The following is an 18,319-nucleotide window of genomic DNA, read 5'->3' as shown; positions in this document are numbered from 1 at the left end:
GGCGCCCAGCCGGGGCTCGCGGCCCCGGCCCGGTCCGCGAGGAGAAGTCAGGAAATGGAACTCACCGCCACAAGACGACGGCTGGCGTTACTCGCCACCGGCGCGCTGGTCGTGGGAGGTGTCGCCGTCGTCCCCGGCGTCGCCAACGCGGCCACCTCCTGCGACGTGGTCTATGCGACCAACGACTGGAGCACGGGCTTTACCGCCAGCGTCACGGTCAAGAACATCGGCGACCCGATCAGCGGCTGGACGCTCAAGTTCGCCTTCCCGGGCAACCAGCGCGTCACCCAGGGCTGGTCCGCCACCTGGGCCCAGTCCGGCAACGAGGTCACCGCCACGAGCCTGTCGTACAACGGCAACCTCGGCACCAACCAGTCCACCAACATCGGCTTCAACGGCACGTACAGCGGCACCAACGCCAAACCCACCTCTTTCTCGATCAACGGGGTGACCTGCGGCGGCACCGCACAGCAGCCGCCGACGGTCGCGCTGACCGTGCCGGCCGGACCCTTCACCGCGCCGGCCACCGTGCCGCTGTCCGCGACGGCCAGCGACCCCGACGGCAGCATCGCGAAGGTCGAGTTCTACCGCAACGGCCTGCTGGTCAACACCGACACCACCGCGCCGTACGCGTACACGCTCGAAAACCAGCCCGCCGGAAGCTACACGGTGCAGGCCCGGGCGTACGACAACACCAATCTCACCGCCGTCTCGGAGAAGTCGTACACCGTCAACCCGGCCTCCGGTCCGCAACTCGTCGCGACGCCGTCGTCGTTGAGCGTCGCCGAGGGCGGCAGCGGCACGGTCAACCTCAAGCTCAGCGCGGCGCCGAGCGGCAACGTGCCGGTGAGCCTGGCCCGCAGCGGAGACGCGGACGTCACAGTGAACCCCACGTCCGTGACCTTGACCCCGGCCAACTGGAACACCGGAGTCAGCGTCACCGTCGCGGCGGCGGAAGACACCGACACCGTGAGCGGCACCGCGACGGTGACCGCCTCCGCGACCGGGCTGTCCCCACTGCCGATCGCCGTCACCGAGATCGACAACGACACCCCGGGCGGCAGCAACCCCTACACCGCGCGCTTCCTCGAGCAGTACAACAAGATCAAGAACTCCGGCTACTTCAGCCCGGAGGGGGTGCCCTACCACTCGATCGAGACGCTCATCGTCGAGGCGCCCGACCACGGCCACGAGACCACCTCGGAGGCGTTCAGCTTCTGGATCTGGATGGAGGCGCAGTACGGGCGGGTCACCCAGAACTGGGCGCCGTTCAACAACGCCTGGACGGTGACGGAGAAATACATCATTCCGTCCCACGCCGACCAGCCGACCGCCGGCGTCAACGGCACCCCCCAGTACGCCGCCGAGTACAACCTGCCCAGCCAGTACCCCTCACAGCTGCAGCCCAACGTGCCCGTCGGAGCCGACCCACTCCGCAGCGAGCTGCAGTCGACGTACGGCACCGGCGACATCTACGGCATGCACTGGCTGCTCGACGTCGACAACACGTACGGCTTCGGCCGCTGCGGTGACGGCACCACCCGGCCCGCGTACATCAACACCTTCCAGCGCGGTCCGCAGGAGTCGGTGTGGGAGACCGTGCCGCAGCCCTCCTGCGAGACGTTCAAGCACGGCGGCCCGTACGGCTACCTCGATATCTCCATCAAGGACTCCGGCAGCCCCGCGAAGCAGTGGAAGTACACCAACGCGCCGGACGCCGACGCCCGCGCCATCCAGGCCGCCTACTGGGCGCTGACCTGGGCCAAGGCGCAGGGCAAGGAGGCCGACGTGGCGGCCACGGTGGCCAAGGCCGCCAAGATGGGCGACTACCTGCGGTACGCCATGTTCGACAAGTACTTCAAGAAGATCGGTAACTGTGTCGGCGCCTCCGCCTGCCCGGCCGGCACCGGTAAGGACTCCGCGCATTACCTGATGTCCTGGTACTACGCCTGGGGTGGTGCCACCGACGCGGCCGCCGGCTGGTCGTGGCGGATCGGTTCGAGTCACAACCACTTCGGCTACCAGAACCCCATGACCGCGTGGGCGCTGACCAACGTCGCCGAACTCAAGCCGAAGTCGCCGACCGCGGTGACGGACTGGACCAACAGCCTCAACCGGCAGTTGGAGTTCTACCAGTGGCTGCAGTCCGCCGAGGGCGGCATCGCCGGCGGCGCCACGAACAGCTGGGACGGCTCGTACGCCCAGCCGCCGGCCGGCAAGCCGACCTTCTACGGCATGTTCTACGACGACCACCCCGTCTACGAGGACCCGGGCAGCAACCAGTGGTTCGGAATGCAGGTCTGGTCGCTGCACCGGGTCGCGGAGCTCTACTACGCGACCGGTAACGCCAAGGCCAAGGCCATCCTCGACAAGTGGGTGCCGTGGGCGATCGCGAACACCACGATCGGCACCGGCGGCAACTTCGAGATCCCGTCCGACCTGAGGTGGACCGGCGCGCCGGCCACGTGGAACCCGTCGAGCCCGGCGGCCAACACCGGCCTGCACGTCGAGGTCACGGCCAAGGGTCGCGACGTCGGAGTCGGTGCGGCGTACGCCCGGACCCTGATGTGGTACGCGGCGAAGTCGGGCAACGCCGCGGCGAAGAACACCGCCAAGGGGCTGCTCGACGCGATGTACGCCAACGCCGAGGCGAAGGGCATCTCCACGGTGGAGACCCGCACCGACTACGGCCGCTTCGACGATGTCTACAACGCCTCCACCGGCCAGGGCCTCTACCTGCCGCCGGGCTGGACGGGCACCATGCCCAACGGTGACGCCATCGCCCCGGGCAAGACCTTCCTCGACATCCGCTCGTTCTACAAGAACGACCCGGACTGGCCGAAGGTCCAGGCGTACCTCAACGGCGGCGCCGCGCCGCAGTTCCGGTACCACCGCTTCTGGGCCCAGTCGGACATCGCCATGGCGTTCGCCGACTTCGGCAGTCTCTTTCCCACCGGCTGAGTCCGTCCGGATGGGCGGCGCTGCCGCCCATCCGGACCGCTCGGCGGCCCGCGCCTCGACCCGTCGCAGCGGCGCCGACGGTTGAGCGCCGGCCATGGACGGCCTGATTCCCACGGTCAGGCCAACGGTGGTGGGCTGGCCGGATCGGACAACGCAGCGGTCCGGCCGGCCCACCACACCCCGGGTCGTGGTCGTCTACCGCCCCGTTGCGGGGCGAGACGACCACGTCCTGTGTGCCGGTGGCATCAGCGGCTGAAACAGCGCCACGAGGTCAGGTCGTTGCGGTCGGTGTAGCGGGCGACCGCGCCCTTGCCGTACTCGCGTACGCAGGCGGCGGTCATGTCGATGACCCTGTCCGGCCGGCCCTGCTGACGGCAAAGCCAGTTGTTCTCCGCCGATCCGCGCATGTCACGCAGCCAGGCCCGCGCCTGCCCGTTCGAGGTGCTCGCGCAGTATTCGTTGAGCATCGCGTACAGGGCACGGCCGTCGCTCGGTCCAAGGATGACGGGCTTCGGCGGCGGTTGCGTGCGGCGAGGCGTCGGTTTCGCCGAACTGATGCGGGGACTCGGTGACGCCTTCGTGCGGGACGGCGACGGCGAAGGGGAGAGCGTTACTCCGGCGGCGACCGTCGTGGAGGCCGTCGGCGCGACGGACGGGCTGGTGGGGGTTCCGGTCGGGTCGGCGGAGTTCCACGTCGGCCCGGCGCCGGAGACGAAGGACAGGGAGCAGAGCAGGACCACGCCGGCGATACCCCCCGCCGCGGCGAGCCAGCCGTACTTCCTGCCCCATCGGCCGAACCCGCTCCGCCGCGCCGGCGCGTCCTCAGCGGACGTCGCGGGCGCCGTCGACGCGGTCGTGTCGGGAGCGGCGATGCGCGGCAACTCGGTGGTGGCCGCACCGGCGGCGGCTCCGGGCACCGCGGCCGGCACCGCGGGTGCTGCCGCTGCGGCGGTCGTCGCCGCGACGGTCGGCACCGTGGCGTTCGGCACCGTGGCGTTTCGCACCCCGGCGTTCGGCACCCCGGCCAGGGCGGTGGGCGCGACCGGTGCGGTCGCCTTGACCGGCGGCGCCGGCTCGGCCAGCGCCTTCCTGACCTTTCGGCTCAGCTTTCCGCGTGGTTTCGCCGTCTTCGCGGCCGCGGGCGTTTCCGTCGCCGTCATCAGCGCGGCCTCGACCGGTGGCGTCGTCGGCGCGGACGTCGCGGGTGGTGTCGCAGGCGGACCCTTCGCCGGTGGCGTCGCCGGAGCGGCCTCGACCGGCGGTGCCGCCGCCTTGTTCGAAGCGGCCGCGCGGGACCGAGTCGGCGGTGTGGACGGGGTCGCACCTGTCGTAGCCGTCGGTCGCGTCGCCGCGGCGGCGAGCGCGGCGATCATGTGGGGCAGTTCCATGGTGGCCGACGGGTCGGCGGAGCGCGCCACGAGAGCGCGATCGGCGGGCTGCGGCGTGGTCTCCGACTCGTCGTCGGGGCGGTGGTGCCGTCCGCGCCGGGTCGGCCGCCGCTCGCCGTCGCCGGTCTGACCCGCGACGGCGTCGGTGTCCCCGCCGACGGATCGCCGGGCGGCGGTGCGCCGCGGCGCGGGAATGACGGGCTCCGGGCCCGCGCCTTCGGCGGGCGTGCTCGCGTCCGCCGGCGTCGGGAGCGACGCCGGAGTGGAGCGCTGTGCTGCCCCCGTCGCCCGCCGCTGCCGCACGACCGGATGCTCCATCGTGGGCTCGGTCGCCACCCGCCGCGAGCGAACGATCGGCTGCGCCGCCGTGGCCTCGGCCGCGGATCGCGTCTGATCACGACGGCCGGTGGTGGGGCGTTTGCCAGCATTCTGCGCAGAGTCGGGCGAGTCGGGCTCGGCGGCGGGGTCAGTCTGGTGCTCGGCCACGAACGCCGGCCTCCTCGGTGCGCACAGGTGCGGACAGCCTCGCCACTCTAGTCACTCGACTGAGCTTCGTATGTCGTGAGGGGCCGGGGCGCCGTCATGAGGCCGATCCGCCCCGCGCCGCTGGTCACCATCGCGTCCCGAGGGATGTGCTGACTCGACACGCAGCGCCACGCACCGAAAGTAATCGTGATCGGTCGATCGGGGCACGGTCGGGCGGCCAGGTCATGGCAAAAATAGGGGAGAGGCCGCCACGGGGGAAGCGGCCCCTCCTCGGCAGTAGGTTACTCCGCATCCGCTCGTTGTGGGGGGCCAACTTTTTCCGGATCGGCAGGTGCGGGCGGCCCGTCGGACGCGGGCTCCGCGGAGTCGGGCTGGGCGGTGGGCCGCTCTGCGGCCGGCGGCTCGATCGGGTGGCGCAGGCCGGGGTGTCCGGCCGGCAGCGAGCGACGGATCACCCACCAGCTCACCGCCAGGCATGCGGCCACCAGTGGCCAGGTGAGCAGCGCCCGGGCCGCGACGAGGGCCACCACCTGGTCGGCGTAGTAGAGCGGCGCGAAGACGGCGAGCCGGATCGCGTACTGCGCCACCCACACCCAACTGCCCCGGCGGTACGCCCGCAGTAGTTCCGGGTCGCGCCGCCACCGCCCCCGCTGACCGAGCACGGTGCCGACAACTACGCCGAGCAGCGGCCAGCGCACCACGATACTGACGATCCACGCCAACGCGCTCGCCGCGTTGGACGCGAGCTGAAGCAGAAAGAAGTCGCTGGCCCGACCGGTGCGCAGCGCGATGAGGGCGGCGAGACAGACGGCGAGCAGGCCGAGGAGCACCGACCGGGGGCGGTCGCCGCGCCGTAGCCGCCAGAGCGCGACGGCGGCGCCGGCGATCAGCGCGGCGAGCCCGCCGCCCCAGACAGAGTGCGCGGTCAGCAGCCAGCCGACGCCGAAGGCGACCGGCGGGAGGGTCGCGTCGATCGCGCCGCCGCGACCGCCGAGCAGGTCGCCCAGCGATTCCGGCCGATCGTCCTGCGACCTCATACCCACCCCCCGATTCTTCGTTAGGCTAGCCTAACTTCGTCGGGAGTGGTGCTGCGCAGATGCGCCAGCACGACCGGATCGATCCGGCCGGGCACCATCCGCTCCTCGAGGTTCTCGATGCCGGCCCAGGAAGCGAGCGCATGGTCGAGGTCGCCGCCGGAGAACTGCCCGGCCGCGGCGAGCCGCGCGCCCACCTCGTCGGCGAGGTCACCGGCGAGGTCGAGCAGCGTGTCCGGGTCGGGCCGCTCGAAGAGCATCACGTGTACGGAGAGAAGTCGGGCCAACTCGGTGACCGGATCGGGATGATCGTCCACGCGCAGGTCGACCACGACGTCGGTGGTCCCGCCGTACCCAGCGCCCTTGCCGACCACCAGCAGCCCGGCGCTCTGCCGGCCGCGCCGGTCGCCCCCGGCGCGGTCGCCGGCGTGCAGCGCCGCGACCAGGCGCTCCGCGAAGCGCTGCTCCTCCGTGCCGGCGAGCCACGCGTCGCGCATCGCGTCGAGCACGTGCGGGCCGGCGAGGATGTTGCCCTGCACCGCCCAACCGGGTCCGCCCTGCCCGCCCGCCCAGTCATGGCACTCCGCGCCGGTGTAGGTGACCCCGTCGCCGGTCGCGCCCACGACGCCCAACTGCCGTTGCGCCCGCCCCTCGTCGGTCGCGACGAGCGCGGCGACCACCTCGGCCGCCGACAGGCCGGTGCGCAGCAGCGCCAGCCCCTGCGGCCGGTAGGCGAGATTGACGTACGCCTGCGTGGCGAGCGCGCCCATGTCGGCCTCGGCGGCCGGCACGTACGCGCCGGCGGCGAGGAACTTGCTGGCGACGGCGACCCCGTGGAGCCGGCCGTCGGCGGAACGCGCCACGATCGAGAACGTCACACCGCGAGGTTACCGATCCCATCGACGAATTGCGGAACCCCGGGAGATCTTGCCGAGCCCGGTGGTTGGCGGGCAGGATCAGTCGGTGACCACTCGCTGGGGCATGACCGTGCCGTTGAGCGGTGTCCCGCTCGCCGACCACGCCGGGATCTACTCGACGCTCGCCCAGGCCGGCTTCACCGACCTCTGGTCGTCGGAGGTCGCCGGAGTCGACGCGTTCACCCCGCTCGCGCTCGCCGCCGCCTGGCAGCCGGAGCTGCGGCTGGGGACCGCGATCGTCCCGGTCTTCACCCGCGGTCCCGGGCTGCTCGCGATGACCGCCGCCGCGCTGGCCGAGGCCGCGCCGGGCCGCTTCGCGCTCGGCATCGGCGCCTCGTCGCCAGTGCTGGTACGGGACTGGAACGCCGTGCCGTTCACCGAGCCGTACCGTCGCACCCGCGACATGCTGCGCTTTCTGCGTGCGGCGCTGCGTGGCGAGGCCGTCGACGAGCAGTACGACACGTTCGCGGTACGGCGGTTCCGGCTGGAACGGCCGCCCGCGGTGCCGCCGGCGATCCTGCTCGCCGCGCTGCGGCCCCGGATGCTGCGGCTGGCCGGGGCCGAGGCCGACGGCGTCATCCTCAACTGGCTCGCCGCGTCCGATGTGCCCCGGGTGGTCGCCGAGGTCGGGGAGCGGCGCGAGGGTTTCGAGGTGGCCGCCCGGATCTTCGTCTGCCCGACCGAGGACGCCGGGTACGCGCGGAATCTGGGGCGGCGGATGATCACCGCCTACCTCACCGTGCCGGCCTACGCCGAGTTCCACCGGTGGCTCGGGCGGGAAAGCGTGCTCGGGCCGGTCTGGGAGGCATGGGCGGCGGGCGACCGCCGGGGCGCGCTCGCGGCCGTCCCCGATGAGCTCGTCGACGACCTGGTGCTGCACGGGTCACCCGAGGAGTGCCGGGCGCAGGTGCAGCGCTACGCCGACGCCGGCGTCGCCACCCCGGTCATCGCCCTGCTGCCCACTCCGGAGCTGGAGGCCGGCGGGACAGCGGCGTTCGCCACCATGGCCGCGCGACTCGGGCCGACCACAGTGGAAGGTTTCTGACATGGAACTCGCCGGCCGGGTGGTCGTGCTGACCGGGGGAGCGGGCGGCATCGGCGCCGCGCTCGCCCGCCGGTTCGCCACCGAGGGCGCGGCCGCCGTCGTGGTGGCCGACCTCGACGCCGCCGCCGCCGCCCGGGTCGCCGCTGAGATCGGTCCGACCGCCTCCGCCGTCGCAGTCGACGTCACCGACGAGGAACAGGTACGCGGTCTGGTCGCCGAGACCGAGCGGCGGCACGGTCGGATCGACCTGTTCTGCGCCAACGCCGGGGTGACCGTTGGTGCGGGGGTCGACGCGAGCGACGCCGACTGGCGGCGGGCGTGGGCGGTCAACGTGCTCGCCCACATCTACGCCGCCCGGGCGGTGCTGCCCGGGATGCTCGCCCGCGGCGAGGGATACCTCCTGCAGACCTGCTCGGCCGCGGGGTTGCTGACCGCCGTCGGGGACGCCCCGTACACCGTGACGAAGCACGCGGCTGTCGGCTTCGCGGAGTGGCTGGCGATCACCTACCGCGACCGCGGCATCCGGGTCAGCGCCCTCTGCCCCCAGGGCGTACGCACGCCGATGCTCACCGACGGGCTCGACGCCGGGCATCTCGGCGCGCTGGTGACCGCCGCGTCCGGCGCGGTGCTCACCCCCGAGCAGGTCGCCGACGCCGTGATCGCCGAGCTCGCCGACGAGCGTTTCCTGATCCTGCCGCATCCGGAGGTCGCCGGGTACGCCCGCCGCAAGGTCGAGGACCCGGACGCCTGGCTCGGCGCGATGCGCACGATGGTCGACCGGCTGGCGCCGCCGCCGCGCTAGCGCGTGTCCCAGAAATCTCATCCGCTCTACAGTGGACGTAGAGCTTACGGGGCGTGGCGATGTGACCCCCTCGGCCTGGCTGCTGTCCCCGGTGGGTCGGCGTACTGTCGGCTGCCCGGCAGACGCGAAGGGCTCCATAGCCACTGCAGGTACTCCTGCAGTTCCTCGAGCGTGGCAACCCATTCCCTGTTCATGTACGTGAGGATGCGTTCCGCTTCCCCGGGGAGCAGGTCGTAGGCGGTGGCTTGCGTTTCCGGGATGGCGGTGTGGGGAGGGATGGTCACTGGGTCCGGAACGAGGGGGATCCGGATCCCGCTCCGGCTGAGCGCTTTGAGGGTTGTGAGGTAGACGCGGGGCAGGTGGTAGGCGGAGACGGTGAGCGCGAGGCTTGTGATGCCGAGGTCTTCGACCCGGCCGACGATCCATGCGCCTTGTAGGCCGGTGTTGGGGGCCGGTTCGGCCTGGAGATGGACCCCACGCACGCGGCGGAGGCCGAGAGTGCGCAGGTAGTCGAGCGTGATCTCGACGTACGTGTCTTCCGCCGGGTTCCCATTCGCTACCAGCAGGTACCTGATGTCTCGGTTGGTCTCCCAGCTGCGGATCGCATGGGTGAGACGCCACTCCTCGCCCTGACCGGTCGGTACGACGAGTGCGTCGACGTGGTCAGCAGCCCACCGGGGCAGGGTCAGGATCACCATGAAGGCCTTCATCACGTCCATGAGCTGGCCTGTGGTGAAGCCTGCTAGATGCTCTGCCTGCACGATCCGAGGCGTGGGCCTACTCGGATTCACCGGATGCTTTGGTCTCATACCCGAGCGTAGATCGTGGTGTCTGGTGTGACCTCACTGCTCGTCGTCACAGGCGAGCCGCCTCGCCTCCTCGATTCAGTGGGACATCGCCGTGAAGCGGTCGTGGACGGCCGGTGACCGCCGTTGACCGGCTTTCTGGCCAGATCCCTCGGGCGCATTCGGTCTTCCGCCCGCCGTCTGGGAGCCCCCGGCGCCTGGGCGTGGCGTCCTGAGGGACGTGCGCGCCGCGAGGGTTGCGTCGTGGTTCGATCGGAGTACTGTATCGATTCAGACGGCGCAGTATCGATACAGAAGAGGCCATGATGGGTGGGACGCTTCAGACCATCGCCGACGCCGTCGGGGTGTCGCGCAGCACCGTGTCCAATGCGTACAGCCGTCCCGATCAGCTCTCCCCGGAGCTGCGCGAGAGGATCCTGGAAACGGCGCGGCGGCTCGGATACTCCGGCCCCAACCCGACCGCCCGGTCGCTGCGCCGGGGACGGGTCGGGGCGATCGGTGTGCTCTTCACCGCGACGATGTCGTACGCCTTCACCGACCCGTACGCCGTGCAGTTCCTTCGCGGGCTCTCCGAAGCGGCGGAGCGGCACGACAGCGGACTGTTGCTGCTACCGCTGTCGCCGGGGGACGACGAGGCGGGCATGAACGCGGTGCGCAACGCCGTGGTCGACGGGTTCTGCATCTACTGCGTGCCGGAGTGGCACCGATCGCTGCCCGTGATCCGGGCCCGGCGCCTGCCGATCGTCAGCGGCGAGCACGACGGCGGCCGCAACGCCGCGTGCGTGGGCATTGATGAGGCGGCCGCGACCCGTGCTGCGGGGGAGCACCTCGCGCGGCTCGGCCATCGCCGCATCGCCGTAATCGGCGACTGGCTCACCGTCGACCGGCAGACCCGGCCGGTGACCATCGCGGCCCCCGGGGACGTGCCCTACTACGTGAGCCGCGAACGGCTGCGGGGATACCACGACGCGTTCGCCGCGGCCGGCATCGCGTGGACGGACGTGAGCACCGCCAACGCGGCGGACAACAGTCGGGAGGCGGGAGCCACCGCCGCCGCGTACCTGCTCGATTGCGCGCACCCGCCGACCGCGGTGCTCGCCCTCACCGACCTGCTCGCACTCGGCGTGCTCGACGCGCTGGCCGCGCGGGGACTGCGCGCCGGACACGACGTCTCCGTCGTCGGCTTCGACGACATCCCGGAGGCCGGCGCCGCCGGACTGACCACCATCCGGCAGCCCGCCATCGAACGCGGCCGCATCGCCGGAGGCCTGCTGCTCGATCCGCCCGCCGACCCCGCCGACCGCCAGGTCGTGCTGCCGACCGAACTCATCGTGCGGGCCTCCACCGGCCCGTCGCCAACGGGGAGGACCTGATGGATCCACTGGGGATGAACCTCGCGCTGACCGCCACCCGCCGCCACGTGCTCTCCGCCCGGCCGGACGCGCCGATCGTGCCGCCACGTCCCACCCGGGCCCCGCGACCCCACCGCGTCGACCCGGTCCGCCGGGCGACCGCCGGCCTGCTTCGCCGGCTCGCCGACCGCGTCGAGCCATGCCACCCGCTGCCAGGCTGAGCGATCAGCGGCGCCAGCGCAGCGGGCCGGGGTGCACCGACCAGAGCAGCCGCCGCCACCACGAGCGACGGGCGCGCAGCTGATCCGCGTACGCCACCGCCTGCGCCCCGGCGTGCCGTGCCTGCTCCTCGCCCGTCCCGGCCGGCGCGAACGCCGTCAGGTTGACCAATGCGGCCAGCTCGTCGATCGGGGGCACCGGGGCGCGGACCGCAGCGGCCGCGTCGTGGACCCGCACCGCGTGCGCCGCCACCTCCGTCGCTGCCAGATGCGCCGCCGCCGGCTGCCCGGCCAGCCGCAACGCGTCGGTCACCTCCAGCCATGCCCCGGCGATCCGTGCCGCCGGTGAACCCGCATCCAGCCGGCGCCGCCGCTGCGACCGCCGCAACAGCACCACCGTCATCGCCGCGCCCGCCAGCAGCAGCGCCAGCGTGCCGACTCCGATGCCGGCGAGCAGCGGGGCGCCCACGCCACCCTGCCGGGGCGGTTCGGCCACGGCGGCCGGCGACACCGACTCCGTCGGGGCCGCGGTCGGCGTCGGCGCTTCGGTCGGCGGGGGAGTCGAATTCTCCGGCTTCGGCTTGAAGTCCTCCTCCACCGGTCGCGGTTCGGTTTTCGGCTGCGGCAGCGGATCGAACGGCACCCACCCGAGGTCGGAGAAGAGGACTTCCGGCCAGGCGTACGCGTCGGCGCCGCGGACCGCACCGTTGCCGGTCGGGGAGTGGAAGCCCACCACCACCCGCGTCGGCAACCCCATCAGCCGGCCGAGCACCGCGAACGCCGCCGCGAACTGCTCCGATGTGCCGCGCTGCCCCCCGGCGTTGCGTGGACCGAAGAGAAAGAAGTTGAGGTTCGGATAGGCGTGCCCGCTCGGCGCGTCGGAAACCATCCGGTAGTGCTCAGCGAGGAACTGCTCGATCGCGATCGCCCGCTGGTAGGGCGCGCCGTTGTCGCTGGCGAGCTGCTCCGCCAGGCGCTGCAACTGCTCCGGTGCGCCGTCGCCGAGCCGCAGCACCCGCGCCACCGCGTCCCCCGACGGGACGTTGGCCGCACTGAGCTCGTTGTAGTCGGGGCGCTCACGCGCCGAGGTGACCGCGTACCGCAGGCCGGGCGCCAGCCCTTCGGGTCGGATGAGCGTGCCGCTGCCCGGGTCGTACGCCACCCGGGCCCCCTCGACCTGCTCCGGGGCGGCCACCGCGGGGAGGAGCCGGCCGGTCAGGTCGCCGACGGTGATCTCCTGACGGATCGTCTCCACCGTCGCCCCCGGGGTGCGCTGCGCCGAGGGCAGGACGCGTCCGGCGCTGCGGTAGGTGCCGCCGACGCGCCAGGTCACGCCGTCGTAGTCGCTGAGCACGGCCAGCCGGATCCAGACCCCGCCCCGTCCGGTCCCGCCATCCGGCTCCCCGCCGGGGCTCGCGCTCGGCGCCGGGGCCGCGCCCCCGCCGCCGGTGGTCGTAACGTCGAGCAGCTTCTGGTCGGGGTTGAGCGCCCACCCGGAGATCCGGATCAGCGGGCTCTCGTCGAGGCTGTCGACCTGCGGGGGCTGCACGTACCGGCGCGGGTCGACGGGCTTGGTGCTCACCCGCGCGGCGACCAGCGGCGCCACCGCGACGCCCAGGACAAGGATCGCCGCCACCCCGGCGGCGGCCCCCGCGACGACCCGTGCCCGCAGCGCGGCGCGGACGGCTGGGGCCAGCTCCGTCTCCGGCGCCCGCGGCGCCGCGGGGCGCCCGGTCACCGCCAGCCCGGCCACCCCGAGCGCGGCGAAGGCCAGCGTCGGCCAGAGCGCGGCGTCGGCGTTGGGACCGACGACGTAGAGCGCTCCGGCGTAGAGCAGCGCCGCCGGCGCGTAGCCGAGCAGCACCCGCCGCGAGCGGAGCGCCAACTCGGCGCCCGCGAGACCGGCCAGCCAGGCGGCCACCACCGGCACCAGCACCGTGTCGGGCAACGGCTCGACCGGAATCATGGCGGTCAGCAGCCGGGGAATGCCGTTGCGCGCCGCGTCGGCCAGCGCGTCACCGAGCGCCCCCGGCAGCGCCGCGCGCTGCGCCGCGAGACGGAGCCCGAGTACGGCGTAGCCGGCGAGGCCGAGCACCGACAGGGGCGCCACCAGCCAGGCCGGTAGCCGGCGGGCCGCGACGCTCACCGCCACCGAGACGACCGCCGCGCCGACCATGAGCTGGGTCAGCAGCGGACCGGCGTAGATCCGGCCCAGCGCGACACCGGACAGGCCGATCATCGCGACCAGAACCACCGGTACGGGCAGCGCCCGCAGCACCCTCACCACCCGCCCGCCCCGTCCCACTCGGCGGCGAAGTCAGCGCCGTCCGCCGCGTCGATGACGAGCATCCCCTCGACCGAGCCGGCGCCGCCCGGCCCGGTCGGACCCGTCGCGTCGCCACCGTGGAAGATCGCGGCCAGCACCGCCGGATACGGTCCGCGCAGCGCACCGAGCAGGCCCAGCTCCGCCCGCGCACCGGGCCCGGTCAGGAAAACCAAAGTGTCGCCGAGGCGCTGCTGGCGCAGCCGCGTGGTCGCCGTGCGCAACGCCTCAGCGCCGTCCCGCCGGCCGTCGCGCAGCTCTGCTTCGGTGAGTCGGTCGAGGTGGTCGCCGGCCATCCGGTCGTCGTCCACCAGCAACAGCGTCACCGGCAGGTCCTCACGGATCGCCGCCGCGATCACCGAGGCGGCGGCCTCGCAGGCCGACTCGAACGTCTGGGCCACGCCGTCGACGACCTGCGGATGCGCGCTCGCCCGGTTGTCGAGCAGCACGACGATCCGCGGCAGGCTGGTGTCGAGGTCCTCACGGACCATCAGCTCGCCGATCCGGGCGCTGGTCCGCCAGTGCACCCGGCGCAGCTCGTCGCCGACGACGTACTCGCGCAACGAGTCGAACGTGATCGTCCCGTGTGGCACCCGGTCGAATCTCCCGTCCATGCTGCGGGCGACCCCGGCCGGCACGGCGGCGAGCGGGTGGATCCGCGGATGCACCCAGACCCGGGCGGTCTCACCGTGGGAGCGGCCCAGCGAGACCAGTCCCAGCACGTCGCGTCGGGTCACCCGCAGCGGACCGACCGGCACCACACCGCGCCGGTGGGTCGGCACCGGATAGCTGACCGTCGTGTCCCGGCCGGGCCGCAGCCGCAGCAACGGCACCGGCACGACGCGCTCCCCGCAACGATCCTCGGCGATCAGGTTGGCCGAGCGTAGCCGGCTGCCGTTGCGCACGGTCAGCGCCATCGTGGCCGCGTCACCGCGCGCCACCCGGTCCGGGTCGGCCCGGCGCGAGACATCGAGGCGCGGCCGCCACGCGGCGTGCGCCAGGGCGCAGGCCACGGCGATCGCCGCCACGGTGCCCAGCAGGGTCAGCTCGGCGTAGCCGAACCGGAACCCCGCCAACAGCAGGATGGCGGCGCTGCCGAGCAGCCCGATGCCGCGAGGGGTGAGCGTCATGGTCGTACGCCGGGGTCAGGCTCCGGCCGGGGCGGGCTGCCCCGAGGGCAGCGGGACCGGCACAGCCTCGATCGCGTCCCGCAGCACCTCGCCGGCGGTGACCCCGCGCAACTGGGCGTCCGGCGAGAGCAGGATGCGGTGCGCGAAGACCGGCGTCAGCAGCGTTTTGAGGTCCTCGGGAAGCACGTAGCCGCGGCCGTCGATCAGGGCGTACGCGCACGCCGCGCGCGTCAGCGCGATCACCCCGCGGGGGCTCACCCCGACCCGGACCTGCGGATGGTCGCGGGTCGCCGCGGCCAGCCGCACCGCGTACGCGTAGAGCGGATCGGCGATGTGCACCTGCTGCGCCATCCGCACCATGGCGCCGACCGTGGCGGTGTCGGTGACCGCCTCCAACGCCTCCGGCGAGCGCAGCGCCGCCCCGCGCAGCACCTCGATCTCCACCTGCTCGTCCGGGTAGCCGATCGAGAGCTTGACCAGGAACCGGTCGAGCTGCGCCTCCGGCAGCCGGTACGTGCCGTCCATCTCGACCGGGTTCTGCGTGGCCACGACCAGGAAGGGCTGGGGGACCGGGTGCCGTACCCCGTCGACGGTGACGTTGCGTTCCTCCATCACCTCCAGCAGCGCCGACTGGGTCTTCGGCGAGGCCCGGTTGATCTCGTCGGCGATGACGATGTTGGCGAAGACCGGGCCGGGATGGAACTCGAAGCCCCGCGTGGCCTGGTTGAAGATGGTCACGCCGGAGACGTCGGCGGGGAGCAGATCCGGCGTGAACTGGATACGCCGCCACTGGCCCCGTACGGTCGCGGCGATCGCCCGGGCCAGTGTGGTCTTGCCGACGCCGGGCACGTCCTCCAGGAGCACGTGTCCCTGTGCGAAGAGCGCGGTCAACGCCAACCGGACCACCTGGGGCTTGCCGAGCACCACCGTGGAGATGGTGTCGGCGAGCCGGCCGGCCAAGGCGGCGAAGCCCTGCACCTGTTGGGGGGTGAGGGGCTCTTGCGTGTTCACGGTGGAGGTGCTCCTTGCGTGGTGGTGCGATCAGCAGCCGGGCAGCGGCCCGGTCGAGTTGATCCCGTATCCCTCGAGGTTGAACCAGGCGAACGAGATGTAGCCGGTGCCGCTGCCCCACGGCACCCGGATCCAGACGCTGGTCGGGTCGGCCTTGCCCTTGTTGTAGACGTACGGGTGGATCGCGCTGCCGTTGACCTTGCAGATCGCTTCCAGGCGCTGGTTCTGGTCGGCCCGACCGAGCAGCGGCGCCTGTTCCGACGTGCCGTTGCGGATCTGTCGGCCGTTGTCCGTGTCGTTGCACCAGGTGTGCTGCGCCGGATCGGAGCTGGACGTGTTGTTGTTGCAGACCGCCCGGCCGAAGACCGACGCCGTCGCCTGCTTCCGCGTCCCGCTCTGACTGCCGGCGGCGTTGGTCGCGGTCACCGTGACCGTGTAGTCCGTGCTCGGCTTGAGGCCACCGACGGTCAACCGGCTGCAACTGCCCGTCGCCGCGGCGGCACCGGGCACCGTGGCCCTGCACTGGGCCTGCCCACCGCCGGCGTTGACCGTGAAAGCGACCGTCACCGACGTCTCGTCCGCCGAACCGCCGGTGATCGTCACCTGTGGCTTGGCCACCGTGCGGGCCGTGTCGGTCACGGCCGGTCCGGCGCCGGCCTCGTTGACCGCCTGCACCTTCACCGTGACGTTCTCTCCCTCGCCGAATCCGGTGAGCTTCACCTGCGTGCCGTCGGTGACGTCGGTCTTCTTGCCGTTGGCCTCCACCACGTACCTGGTGACCGGCCGACCGTTCTCCTGCGCCGGGGCCCAGGTCACCTGGATCGCGCCGCTCTCGCCGGACACGGTGGTGGCGTTCACCCCGCCCGGCGGGGCGCCCGGCAGGGTGAACGGCACGACCGTGTTGCTGACCGGGGACGGCTTGGACCCCGCCCCCTTCTCGTTGACCGCGACCACGGTGAACGCGTACTGCGTGCCGTACTCCAATTCGCCGGCCGGGATCGTCAGCTGGGTCTTGGGGGACTCGCCGACCGGGGCGCTCGCCGCGGCGGACACGGCGGTCACCGCGTACTTGGTGATCCGGCGTCCCTGTCCGTTGGCGGCCGCCCACCTCACCACCACCGAGCCGTCCGGGCGCTCTTCGGCCGTGACGCTGGCCGGCGGGTCCGGCACCTCGGCCGTGGGCACGACGGGGTTGCTCGTCCGCGCCGGACCCGCGCCCTTGGCGTTGACCGCGTGTACCGCGAAGCGGTACGTCTTGCCGTTGGTCAGGCCGGTGATCTCCAGCGAACGCTGGTTGGCGCCCACTTCGCGGGTCTTGCCGTCACCCTCCACCACGTACTTCGTCACGGTCGCGCCGTTCGGCGCGGCCGCACCCCAACTGACCCGCGCCTGCGCGTTTCCGGCCGAGGCGGTCACGCCGCGGGGCGCGCTCGGCTTACCCACCACCGGCTTCTTCGGCGGAGGCGGCGGCGGGGGGACCGGCGGCGGGTCGCCGCCCAGGATGTCGTTGGCGTACTTGTCGACCACCCGCACCGTGTGCTTCGCGTCGACCACCCGGGCCGTTGACGAGTTCGGCGCGTTGATGAACAGGTAGTTTTCCCGGACTTCCAGCTCCAGCAGCCCGTTGGCGCCGTTGACCTCGATCTTCTCCACGAGCTTGCCGGCCGGGTCGAAGGCGTAGACCGTGCCGGTGGCGTCGTCGGCGCAGTAGAACAGCCCCGCCCAGGCGACCGCCGGGCGGAGCCGGTCGCCTTCGCCCGGCACCGCGAACTGCTGGACGCCCGCATCGCTCACCACGAGCACATGCCGGCTGTCCGGGATCGTCACCGGCACCTGCGCGCCGCTGGTGCGCGACGGGAGCGCCCCCGGCCCCGCCATGGTGAGCGGCACGTCGCGCTGCTCCTCGCCGCGCACAATGGTCAGGGTGTTGCTCGTCCGGTTGAGGACCGCGACACCGTTGTCGAGAGTGGAGATGGCCAGGTCGTTGCTGGGCGGGGCGACCGCCACCGTGCGGACCAGCTTCGGGCTCAACCCGCCCCCGCCGCCACCCGTGGACGGGGCTGTGGACGGGAGTTCGGCGGCGGTGATGGCGGAGACGGTGCCCTCGCTCGGCACCGCGATCCACAACCGGCCGTCGCCGTCGAAGAAGCCGCCGGTGATGCCCGGGGGATAGCGCACGGGCTCACCAACCGGCACGAGCGAGCGCGGGTCGAGTTGACGCACGATGCCCTGCACCGTATCGACCACGAAAGCGGCGTCCTTGTGCATAGCGACACTGACACCGAGGCCGGCCGTGGTCCTCGTCGTCGCGGTGATCTGCAGGGTCGCCAGATCCAGGGAACTGACCTGGCCGGTGGCGAGGTCGCGGAGGATCAGGAAACGGTCGGTCTGGGCCACCTGCATCGCGTGGCTGCGCGCCTGCGGCACCTGCAGCCGGGTGTCGACGCGGCCGGTCACCCCGTTGACCCGGGCCATCTCACTCTTCGCGGCGCTCCACAGCCAGGAGCTCGCGTCGTAGCTGGCTACCGCGTTGTCCGCCGCGCCCACGCCGAGCACGGTCAAGCCCATCGCGGCGACCAGCGCGGCGACCGTGCCGACGGTGACCAACCCGCCGCGCGTGCTCAGCCGGCGCTTCGGTGTGCTGCTCTTCTCGTTACCTGCGGTGCCGATGTCTGTGGTGACCACAGCCGGCCGCCTCCCCACCCATATGCGGACAGTGCCTGTCGCGCGCGTCCTCGCCGGCGCTCCTTGCCAAAGCCGGGAGCCATCATATGGCCTGGTCAATAGAGGCGGAAACCCGTGACGTCCGGCTGTGGACAACGCCCGACGCGCCCTGTGGACGACGC

General features: G+C 72.5%; 14 protein-coding genes. 6 read left to right on the top strand and 8 right to left on the bottom strand.

Annotated features, from left to right (window positions below; genetic code table 11):
* Positions 1-54: 54 nt before the first annotated feature.
* Positions 55-2,961: a glycoside hydrolase family 48 protein gene (locus AB0J06_RS03510; protein WP_357424147.1), complete on the top strand. Its 2,907-nt coding sequence runs from the start codon at positions 55-57 to the stop codon at positions 2,959-2,961.
* Between the two features lie 245 nt (positions 2,962-3,206).
* Here the strand turns inward: AB0J06_RS03510 and AB0J06_RS03505 are convergent, their stop codons facing one another.
* Positions 3,207-3,428 carry a hypothetical protein gene (locus AB0J06_RS03505; protein WP_357424145.1) on the bottom strand — a complete coding sequence of 74 codons (222 nt, stop codon included), beginning with the start codon at positions 3,426-3,428 and terminating at the stop codon, positions 3,207-3,209.
* Positions 3,429-3,486: 58 nt separating this feature from the next.
* On the opposite strand from AB0J06_RS03505, the gene AB0J06_RS03500 reads away from it, so the two are divergent.
* Positions 3,487-4,479 carry a hypothetical protein gene (locus AB0J06_RS03500; RefSeq protein WP_357424143.1) on the top strand — a complete coding sequence of 331 codons (993 nt, stop codon included), beginning with the start codon at positions 3,487-3,489 and terminating at the stop codon, positions 4,477-4,479.
* Positions 4,480-5,116: 637 nt separating this feature from the next.
* Here the strand turns inward: AB0J06_RS03500 and AB0J06_RS03495 are convergent.
* Both AB0J06_RS03495 and AB0J06_RS03490 read right to left on the bottom strand, forming a co-directional pair.
* Positions 5,117-5,872: a DUF3159 domain-containing protein gene (locus AB0J06_RS03495; protein ID WP_357424141.1), complete on the bottom strand. Its 756-nt coding sequence runs from the start codon at positions 5,870-5,872 to the stop codon at positions 5,117-5,119.
* 20 nt (positions 5,873-5,892) lie between these two features.
* Positions 5,893-6,747: a DUF1028 domain-containing protein gene (locus AB0J06_RS03490; RefSeq protein WP_357424139.1), complete on the bottom strand. Its 855-nt coding sequence runs from the start codon at positions 6,745-6,747 to the stop codon at positions 5,893-5,895.
* 103 nt (positions 6,748-6,850) lie between these two features.
* Between AB0J06_RS03490 and AB0J06_RS03485 the strand changes: the two genes are divergently transcribed.
* Positions 6,851-7,831, top strand: a complete 981-nt coding sequence (locus AB0J06_RS03485) for an LLM class F420-dependent oxidoreductase (protein ID WP_357424378.1) — start codon at positions 6,851-6,853, stop codon at positions 7,829-7,831.
* A gap of 1 nt (position 7,832) precedes the next feature.
* Positions 7,833-8,633, top strand: coding sequence for an SDR family oxidoreductase (locus tag AB0J06_RS03480; RefSeq protein ID WP_357424137.1), 801 nt, complete (start codon positions 7,833-7,835; stop codon positions 8,631-8,633).
* A 44-nt stretch (positions 8,634-8,677) separates the two neighbouring features.
* On the opposite strand, the gene AB0J06_RS03475 is transcribed toward AB0J06_RS03480, so the two are convergent.
* Positions 8,678-9,442 (bottom strand): hypothetical protein, encoded by a 765-nt coding sequence (locus AB0J06_RS03475; protein ID WP_357424135.1) that lies wholly within the window; start codon positions 9,440-9,442, stop codon positions 8,678-8,680.
* 302 nt (positions 9,443-9,744) lie between these two features.
* On the opposite strand from AB0J06_RS03475, the gene AB0J06_RS03470 reads away from it, so the two are divergent.
* Positions 9,745-10,812, top strand: a complete 1,068-nt coding sequence (locus AB0J06_RS03470) for a LacI family DNA-binding transcriptional regulator (protein WP_357424133.1) — start codon at positions 9,745-9,747, stop codon at positions 10,810-10,812.
* Positions 10,812-11,012, top strand: a complete 201-nt coding sequence (locus tag AB0J06_RS03465; protein WP_357424131.1) for a hypothetical protein — start codon at positions 10,812-10,814, stop codon at positions 11,010-11,012. The genes AB0J06_RS03470 and AB0J06_RS03465 overlap by 1 nt, the downstream gene beginning before the upstream one ends.
* Before the next feature lie 4 nt (positions 11,013-11,016).
* Here the strand turns inward: AB0J06_RS03465 and AB0J06_RS03460 are convergent, their stop codons facing one another.
* The 4 genes from AB0J06_RS03460 to AB0J06_RS03445 are packed head-to-tail and all read right to left on the bottom strand — an operon-like array spanning position 11,017 to position 18,158.
* Positions 11,017-13,248 (bottom strand): DUF3488 and transglutaminase-like domain-containing protein, encoded by a 2,232-nt coding sequence (locus AB0J06_RS03460; protein ID WP_357424376.1) that lies wholly within the window; start codon positions 13,246-13,248, stop codon positions 11,017-11,019.
* 41 nt (positions 13,249-13,289) lie between these two features.
* Entirely contained in the window at positions 13,290-14,462 is a 1,173-nt protein-coding gene (locus AB0J06_RS03455; RefSeq protein WP_357424129.1) for a DUF58 domain-containing protein, read from the bottom strand.
* Between the two features lie 15 nt (positions 14,463-14,477).
* Complete coding sequence (locus tag AB0J06_RS03450; RefSeq protein ID WP_357424126.1) at positions 14,478-15,473, bottom strand: MoxR family ATPase; 996 nt, start codon at positions 15,471-15,473, stop codon at positions 14,478-14,480.
* 30 nt (positions 15,474-15,503) lie between these two features.
* Entirely contained in the window at positions 15,504-18,158 is a 2,655-nt protein-coding gene (locus tag AB0J06_RS03445) for a fibronectin type III domain-containing protein (RefSeq protein ID WP_357424124.1), read from the bottom strand.
* Between the last annotated feature and the right edge of the window lie 161 nt (positions 18,159-18,319).

The organism is Micromonospora sp. NPDC049679, from assembly GCF_040659735.1.
Lineage (GTDB): Bacteria > Actinomycetota > Actinomycetes > Mycobacteriales > Micromonosporaceae > Micromonospora_I.
Note: the sequence above shows the minus strand (reverse complement) of the source record. Positions and strands in the feature narration are given on the sequence as shown.

Bases quoted from the DNA above. Each gene is read 5' to 3' on its own strand.
- AB0J06_RS03465 (WP_357424131.1), top strand. From the start codon at position 10,812: ATGGATCCACTGGGGATGAACCTCGCGCTGACCGCCACCCGCCGCCAC.
- AB0J06_RS03485 (WP_357424378.1), top strand. From the start codon at position 6,851: ATGACCGTGCCGTTGAGCGGTGTCCCGCTCGCCGACCACGCCGGGATC.
- AB0J06_RS03505 (WP_357424145.1), bottom strand. From the start codon at position 3,428: ATGCTCAACGAATACTGCGCGAGCACCTCGAACGGGCAGGCGCGGGCC.
- AB0J06_RS03460 (WP_357424376.1), bottom strand. From the start codon at position 13,248: ATGATCGGCCTGTCCGGTGTCGCGCTGGGCCGGATCTACGCCGGTCCG.
- AB0J06_RS03480 (WP_357424137.1), top strand. From the start codon at position 7,833: ATGGAACTCGCCGGCCGGGTGGTCGTGCTGACCGGGGGAGCGGGCGGC.
- AB0J06_RS03475 (WP_357424135.1), bottom strand. From the start codon at position 9,442: ATGAGACCAAAGCATCCGGTGAATCCGAGTAGGCCCACGCCTCGGATC.
- AB0J06_RS03495 (WP_357424141.1), bottom strand. From the start codon at position 5,872: ATGAGGTCGCAGGACGATCGGCCGGAATCGCTGGGCGACCTGCTCGGC.
- AB0J06_RS03455 (WP_357424129.1), bottom strand. From the start codon at position 14,462: ATGACGCTCACCCCTCGCGGCATCGGGCTGCTCGGCAGCGCCGCCATC.
- AB0J06_RS03470 (WP_357424133.1), top strand. From the start codon at position 9,745: ATGGGTGGGACGCTTCAGACCATCGCCGACGCCGTCGGGGTGTCGCGC.
- AB0J06_RS03510 (WP_357424147.1), top strand. From the start codon at position 55: ATGGAACTCACCGCCACAAGACGACGGCTGGCGTTACTCGCCACCGGC.